At 65.7% G+C, this 7,604-nt stretch carries 4 protein-coding genes; 3 read left to right on the top strand and 1 reads right to left on the bottom strand.

The window, feature by feature from the left end; translation table 11 throughout:
- The 3 genes from LPA35_RS25890 to LPA35_RS25880 all read left to right on the top strand — a co-directional run.
- On the top strand, positions 1-176 hold a 176-nt coding region (locus LPA35_RS25890; protein ID WP_228900229.1), incomplete at its 5' end, for an EAL domain-containing protein.
- Between the two features lie 42 nt (positions 177-218).
- Positions 219-5,120 carry a PAS domain S-box protein gene (locus LPA35_RS25885; protein ID WP_228900215.1) on the top strand — a complete coding sequence of 1,634 codons (4,902 nt, stop codon included), beginning with the start codon at positions 219-221 and terminating at the stop codon, positions 5,118-5,120.
- A 24-nt stretch (positions 5,121-5,144) separates the two neighbouring features.
- On the top strand, positions 5,145-6,275 hold the full coding sequence (locus tag LPA35_RS25880) for a two-component system response regulator (protein ID WP_055400172.1): 1,131 nt from the start codon (positions 5,145-5,147) through the stop codon (positions 6,273-6,275).
- A gap of 225 nt (positions 6,276-6,500) precedes the next feature.
- Here the strand turns inward: LPA35_RS25880 and LPA35_RS25875 are convergent, their stop codons facing one another.
- Positions 6,501-7,457, bottom strand: a complete 957-nt coding sequence (locus LPA35_RS25875) for an inositol monophosphatase family protein (protein WP_055400174.1) — start codon at positions 7,455-7,457, stop codon at positions 6,501-6,503.
- Between the last annotated feature and the right edge of the window lie 147 nt (positions 7,458-7,604).

The following is a 7,604-nucleotide window of genomic DNA, read 5'->3' as shown; positions in this document are numbered from 1 at the left end:
GGACCATCCTGGCGCTGGCCAAGAGCCTGGACCTGGAGGTGGTGGCCGAGGGGGTGGAGACGACGGGGCAGCTGAGTTTCCTGAGGCTGCATGGGTGTGAGGGGTTTCAGGGGTATCTGTTTGGGCGGCCCGGGCCGGTGGGGGATATTGATGCCTTGCTGTATCCCGCTCGGTAAGAGCCGCTCGCTGGTTGGCCAGGGCTTGGACGGAGGTTCCGCGTGACGCGGGTGGGTGAGGGCGTGGGCGGATTTCTGGACAAGGTGCTGGACCGCAATGCCCCTGGCGTGCGCGGTCTGGTGCTGGTGGTGGCTGCGGCACTGGTGGGGGCCTGGCTGGTGGTGCTGGGGGCCATGCACTGGCAAGGTGCCCAACGTGCTGACGAGCGCGCCAAGCTGCTGCAGCAGACCGTGGACACGCTGCAGGCCCGGATCACGGGTGGCGGCATGCTGGGCGCGGTGTCGTTGCTGGGCCTGAGCGAGCCGCTGCTCAAGGCGATGGCCCTGGGGCAGCTGGCACCGGACGACCCTGAAGCCCTGGCGCGGCTGGGGGTGGCCCGGGGGCGGTTTCTGGTCAACGGCGTGTATGTCATGGCGGCCGATGGCACGGTGGTGGCCCACGAGACGCCGGGGGGCCGATCCACCGGCATCAACCTGGCGTTTCGTCCGTATTTTCAGCAGGCCATCAAGGGCGCCATCAGCGTGTATGCCGCCATTGGCAGCAACTCGCAGGAGCGGGGCCTCTATTACGCCGCGCCGCTGTATGAAAACGACACGCCTTCCAGCTCCATCATCGGTGTGGTGATGTTCAAGGTAGGGTTCGAGTTGTTTGACGAGGTGCTCAAGAGCACCCAGTTGCCCACGGTGCTGTTGTCTCCGCAAGGCGTGGTGTTCGCATCGACGCGGCCCGAGTGGCTGTTTGCGGTGGCGCCGCCGCTCACGCAGGCGCGCATTGATTCGATCCGCGCTTCGCGCCAGTTTGGCAACCACTTCGACAAGGGCCTGGCTTCTTCACTGCCCTTCGCGCCGGATGCGGGCGAGGTTGTCATCGACGGGGTGAACTACGCAGTGGAGCGCCGCCAGGTCGATTGGAGCGACCCCGGCGGCCAGTGGCAGCTGGCGATGCTGGATGACGTGAGCACCCTGATGACGGGGGCTGAGCGCCTGAAGGTGGGAGGGGCTGCCTTCGTGCTGCTGAGCCTGCTGGGGCTGCTGCTGCTGGAGCTGCTGCGCAGCCGGGCGCGGGTGAGCGCTGCGCTGGAGCGCTTCAGGGTATTGGGCGCTGCGCTGGGGAGCAGCCCGGTCTCGGTGGTCATCACCGATGGAGACGGGCGCATCGACTGGGTCAATCCGCAGTACGAGCGCAACTCCGGCTACACATTGCAAGAGGTGCGTGGCAAGAAGCCGTCGGTGGTGTCCAGTGGCCAGACCCCGGCGCAGACCTACCAAGAGATGTGGTCCACGCTGCTTTCGGGCCGCTCGTGGCAAGGGCAGTTTGTCAACCGCCGCAAGGACGGAAGCCTCTACCACGACGAGGCTACGCTCTCGCCCGTGTTTGACGAGCGTGGCAAGCGCATTGCCATCGTTGGCCTGCATGAAGACGCCTCGGGGCGTATCCAGGCACAGAAGGAGCTGGAGCGGCGTGAGCGTCTGCTCAACGAGCTGCTGGAGCAGCAGACCGCCATCTTTGACAACGCGCCCCCCATTGCGCTGGTGGGGGACGGGAAGTTCCGGCAGTTCAACCCGGCGTTTGTGGAGCTGATGGGCAGCACGGCGTCCGAGCTGCTGGGGCTGGACGTCGGGGTGTTGCTGGGTGGGGAAGACCGCGCAAGGCAGTTCTACGGCCAGGTAGGCCCCGTGCTGAACGCCGGGGGCGCCGTGCGGCAGGTGTCGACGCTGTTTCGCCTGGATGGCCACAGCTTTGAGGCACGCATGGCAGGACGCAGCGTGCAAATGGAGGGGTTCAAGAACGCATCCCTCTGGGTGATCGAGGACGTCAGCGAGCAGCGCCGGGCCGAGATCGCCATGCAGCAGGCCAAAGACCGGCTGGAGCTGGCGCAGGAGGCCGGCAAGATCGGTGTGTTCGACATTGACCTGCTCACCTCCCAGGTGCTGTGGAGCGAGAAGCTGCTGGCGTTGCTCGGCCTGGCGCCGGGCACGGAGGTGCGCTCCCAGCGTGACTGGCAGGCGGTTCTGCACCCCGATGATCGCGCCCGCGCGGTGGCCGCCTTTTCGAGTGCCCTGGCGGGCGGCGAGACCCACCTTCGCGATTCCTGGCGCATCGTGCGGCCGGACGGTGAGGTGCGATGGTTCCTGTCCGCGGCCCGCATATTTCGCGATGGCGACGGGCGGGCGGTGCGGGTGGTGGGCGTCAACGTGGATATCCACGAACAAAAGCTGCTGGAACAGCAGGTGGCCGAGCAGCTGGATTTTCAGCAGGCACTGATTGACGCCATCCCCGTGCCGCTGTTCTACAAGGGCGCGGACGGCCGGTACATCGGCTTTAACCGCGCCTACGAGCAGGCCTTTGGGGTACAGCGCGAGGCACTGATCGGCAAGACCGTGCGGGACCTTGCGTTCCTGCCCGAGACCGAGCGCGAACGCTTCGATGCGGACGCGCAGGAGGCCTTGCACGGGGTCCAGTCGGTGCACAAGGAGGTGGACCTGCCGTATGCCGACGGAAAGGTGCACCACACGCTGTTCTGGCTGCACGGCTTTTCGCGGCCCGACGGCTCGCCGGGCGGGGCCATCGGGACCTTTGTCGACATCACCGACCGTCAGCGCGCCGAGCAGGACCTGCGCCGCGCCAAGGAGCTGGCCGAGGAGTCCACCGCACTCAAGTCCAACTTCCTGGCCAACATGAGCCACGAGATCCGCACGCCGATGAACGCGATCATCGGCATGTCGCACCTGGCGCTCAAGTCGGGCCTGACAGCACGCCAGCACGACTACGTGAGCAAGATCCAGCAGGCCGGCCAGCACCTGCTGGGCGTGATCAACGACATCCTGGATTTTTCCAAGATCGAGGCAGGCAAGCTCATGGTGGAGAAGCAGCCCTTTGTGCTCGACCGCATGCTGGAGAGTGTGTCCGACGTGGTGGGCTACAAGGCCGGTGCCAAGGGGCTGGAGCTGGTTTGCGATGTGGCGGCCGACGTGCCCCCCAACCTGGTGGGTGACTCGCTGCGCCTGGGCCAGATCCTCATCAACTTTGCCAACAACGCCATCAAGTTCACTGAAACGGGCGAGATCAGCATTGCCGTGCGGCTGCTGGAGGCAGAGGGCAACCGGGTGATGCTGCGGTTTGAAGTGCGTGACACCGGGATCGGACTTACGCCGGAACAGATGGGACGGCTGTTTCAGAGCTTCCAGCAGGCGGACACTTCCACCACGCGCCGCTATGGCGGCACGGGCCTGGGCCTGGCTATCTGCAAGAGCCTGGCGGAGCTGATGGGCGGCGAGGTGGGGGTGCAGAGCACCTATGGCCAGGGCTCCACGTTCTGGGTCACCGTGCCGCTCGAACGCGGTGCACCCGCGCGCGTGCTGCTGCCGCCCCCGGACCTCCGGGGCCGCCGTGTGCTGGTGGTGGACGACAACCAGACAGCGGCCACCGTGCTGTCCGACATGCTGCTGGCCATGGGTTTTGAGGTGGAGCAGGCCCACTCCGGCCTGGAGGCGCTCGACCGGCTGCGCGAGTCCATGGCACGGCACCAGCCGTTTGGCCTGCTACTGCTGGACTGGCACATGCCGGGCATGGACGGCGTGGAGCTGGCGGGCCACATCCGGGGCCTGGGCATGGCGCAGGTGCCCAAGATGCTCATGGTCACGGCCTACGGCCGCGAGGACGTGATGCGTGCCGCCCGCGTTCAGGGCATCGACACGGTGCTGATCAAACCCGTCAACGCCTCGCTGCTGTTTGACACGCTGATGCAGCCGCTGGAACACTCCACCTACAGCCCGCGCCGCGCGGTCACCCCCGCGCCCGCTGCTGACGAGCTGCCGCTGGAGATCCGGGGAGCGTCGGTGCTGCTGGTGGAGGACAACGAGCTCAACCAGATGGTGGCGGTCGAACTCTTGCTCGAAGCCGGTTTTGCCGTGGATGTTGCCGAGAACGGCCAGATCGCCCTCGACCGCATCGAGCGCAATGCTTATGACGTGGTGCTGATGGACATGCAGATGCCTGGCATGGACGGCGAAACGGCCACGCGGCAATTGCGCAGCAATCCGCGCCATGCCCACCTGCCCATCGTGGCCATGACGGCCAACGCGATGGAGTCCGATCGCCAGCGCTGTTTTGCGGCCGGCATGAACGACCATGTGGCCAAACCCATCGAGCCTGCGGCCTTGTGGGCCGCCCTGAGCCGCTGGATTCGACCCCGGCCGGGGCTGGGCAAACCGCCTGTGGAGGGGGTGCCCCGCGCAGCAGGCGCTGGTGCCAGTTCGGGTTGGGGGGCTGATGGGATGGCGCCGGAGGGGGCTGACGCTGCGGTGGCAGCGGCTTTTCCCGCAGTTGCCGGGCTGGACACCCGCCTGGGTCTGCAGCGCGCCTTGGGCAAGCCGGGCTTGTACGCCGAGATGCTGCGGCGATTTGTGCAAGGCCAGTCGTCGGTGATTGCGCACCTGGAGCAGGCCATTGCCAGCGCAGATGTGGTGCTGGCCGAGCGGCTGGCCCACACCCTGCGCTCGGTCGCGGCCAACATTGGCGCGCAGGAGGTGTCGGCCCATGCTCAAGCGCTGGAGCAGGCCTTGCGCAGTGGGGCGCATGCCGAAATGTCCGCGGGACTGACGGCCACCCTGGGCGCTGCGTTGCAGCCCCTGCTGGCGGGATTGCAGGCGTGGATGCAGGGGCAGCAAACGGGGCGGCCGGAAGTCCTGGAAACCCCTGCTGGGGCCGCGCTGCAGGGCATGGGCGCCACGGCGGTCCTGCAAAAGCTGCGCACGCTGCTGGAGCAGGACGACCCTGCAGCCCCCGAGTTTTTCCAACACAATGTCCAGGTGCTCCGATCCGCGCTGGGGAGCAGCTTCACGGTGGTCGAGATGCACACCCAGAATTTTGATTTTGAGCAAGCACTGTCGGCAATGGCCGCCGTGTCAGGCCCCGAACACCCTGCCGTTCACACCCCTTGAGCGGCACAATACCCAGGAACTTCCATGGACAACGCGCCCTTTGCCTCCCCACAGGCCGCTCTTGTTGACAAGCCGATCGCCACGGTGCTGGTGGTGGACGACACGCCGGACAATCTCACCCTTATGGGCAGCCTGCTGCGCGAGCATTTCCTGGTGAAGGTGGCCAACCACGGCGAGAAGGCCCTGAAGATCGCGCAGTCCGACACCCCTCCCGACCTGATCCTGCTCGACATCATGATGCCCGAGATGGATGGTTATGAGGTCTGCCGGCGCCTGAAGGCTGCGGCGGCCACGCGCGACATCCCGGTGATCTTTCTCACGGCGCGTTCCGACACCGACGACGAGCGCGCGGGCCTGGCCCTGGGGGCTGTGGACTACATCACCAAGCCTATTAGCCCGCCCATCCTGCTGGCGCGGGTCAACACCCACCTGGCGCTCAAGGCCACGGCGGATTTCCTGCGTGACAAAAGCTCCTACCTGGAGCGCGAAGTGGCCATGCGCACGCTTGAGGTGCAGGCCATCCAGGACGTGACCATCATGGCCATGACATCGCTGGCCGAGACCCGCGACAACGAAACCGGTAACCACATTCGCCGCACCCAGCTGTACGTGAAGACGCTGGCCGAGCGGCTGCGCCACCACCCGCGTTTCGAGCCGGTTCTCAACGACCGCATGATCGAGCTGCTCTACAAGTCCGCCCCGTTGCACGACATCGGCAAGATCGGCATCCCCGACAGCATCTTGCTGAAACCCGGCAAGCTCACGGTGGAAGAGTTCGAGATCATGAAAACCCACACCACCCTGGGCCGCAACGCCATCGACGAAGCCGAGCGGCGCCTGGGCATGCGCGTGGCGTTCTTGAGCGTGTCCAAGGAGATCGCCTACAGCCACCAGGAGAAGTGGGATGGCTCAGGCTACCCGCAGGGCCTGGCGGGCGATGCCATCCCGGTGTCGGCGCGCCTCATGGCCGTGGCCGATGTGTACGACGCACTCATCAGCAAGCGCGTCTACAAGCCCGCGTTTTCACACGACCAAGCCTGCAACACCATCATTCGCGGCAAGGGCACGCACTTTGACCCCGATATGGTGGATGCGTTTGTGGACATTGCGGAAGACTTCCGCAGCATTGCCCAGAAATACCCCGACCCTGGATAAAGGACAACCCCCTGAGCGACTTCGTCGCTTCCCCCTTCTCTCGAATTGCTGCGCAATTCGGGAAGGGGGACGCAGCCAGTGCACGCAAGTGAAACGCCGCACATTCGGCTTGGCGGCCCTTGCACGGCTGCACTGGTGTGCGTCTCGCCCGCTGCACGGTTCAGCTAGGAGATCTCACCATTGGTCATCGTGTGCTGGCCTAACTGCCGTGCGCGGTGGATGGGTTTAGAACGGCGCGTCTTCGCTCTTGGGGGCGTCGGCCTGTGGGGCGGCACCCGTGGTGTCGGACTCCACTTCGGCTGCAGCCTCGGCTTCAGCGCTGACGGGTGCATCTGTCGCAGCCGCCTGGCGCACAGCCGCCTTGTCGCCAGCGCTCGCAAACTTGCTGTATTTGCCCAGAATAGGCACCAGCTGGCCGTAGATGCGGGGGCTGCCGGCCAGGCACTCGCGCTGCTCCAGAAAGTCCGCTTCGCCCGTGAAATTGCCCACCAGACCACCAGCCTCGGTCACCAGCAGCGAGCCCGCAGCCACGTCCCAGATCGACAGGCCGGTTTCAAAGAAACCATCGGTGAAGCCCGCAGCCACATAGGCCAGGTCCAGCGCGGCGGCGCCGGGGCGGCGCAGGCCGGCGGTGCGCTGCATCACGTCGGCCATCATGTTCAGGTAGCTCTTGAAGTTGTCGCCCGGGCGGAAGGGGAAGCCGGTGGAGATCAGGCAGTCCTTGAGCTGGGTGCGCTTGCTTACACGAATGCGCCGCTCGTTCAGGTAGGCGCCACGGCCCTTGGTGGCGGTGAACAGGTCGTTGCGCGAGGGGTCATAGATGACGGCCTGCTCGACCTTGCCGCGCACAGCCAGCGCGATGCTGATGCAGTACACGGGAAAGCCGTGGATGAAGTTGGTGGTGCCGTCCAGCGGGTCGATGATCCAGACAAATTCCGAATCCTTGGCGCCGTATTCGCTGCCCGACTCTTCGGCCAGGATGCCGTGGCCGGGGTAGGCCGTCAGCAGCGTCTCGATGATGATTTTTTCGGACGCGTGGTCCACTTCGGTCACAAAGTCGTTGATCTGCTTTTGCGAGATTCGCACCGATTCCACGTCAAGGGCCGCGCGGTTGATGATGGCGCCGGCGGCGCGTGCGGCCTTGATGGCCACGTTAAGCATGGGGTGCAGGTTGGACGACATAAATTGTGGTGGTGAGCAGGGCGCCGTGCGTCAACAATGAAGCGAGGCAGCCTGCGAATCAGGAGCGGTGCGATCCGACCCGGCGATGCGGGCGGCGACAATGAGGGCAGGATTTTACCCGCAGAGCCTCTTTTTCGCCTAACCGCT

Origin of the sequence: Acidovorax sp. Leaf73 (assembly GCF_916855635.1) — a bacterium.
GTDB lineage: Bacteria > Pseudomonadota > Gammaproteobacteria > Burkholderiales > Burkholderiaceae_C > Acidovorax > Acidovorax facilis.
The sequence above is the reverse complement of the archived record's forward strand: the minus strand, read 5'-3'. Positions and strand labels throughout refer to the sequence as shown.

What these genes read in the sequence shown, in the direction of transcription:
- LPA35_RS25880 (WP_055400172.1), top strand. Translation starts at nt 5,145, where the DNA reads ATGGACAACGCGCCCTTTGCCTCCCCACAGGCCGCTCTTGTTGACAAG.
- LPA35_RS25875 (WP_055400174.1), bottom strand. Translation starts at nt 7,457, where the DNA reads ATGTCGTCCAACCTGCACCCCATGCTTAACGTGGCCATCAAGGCCGCA.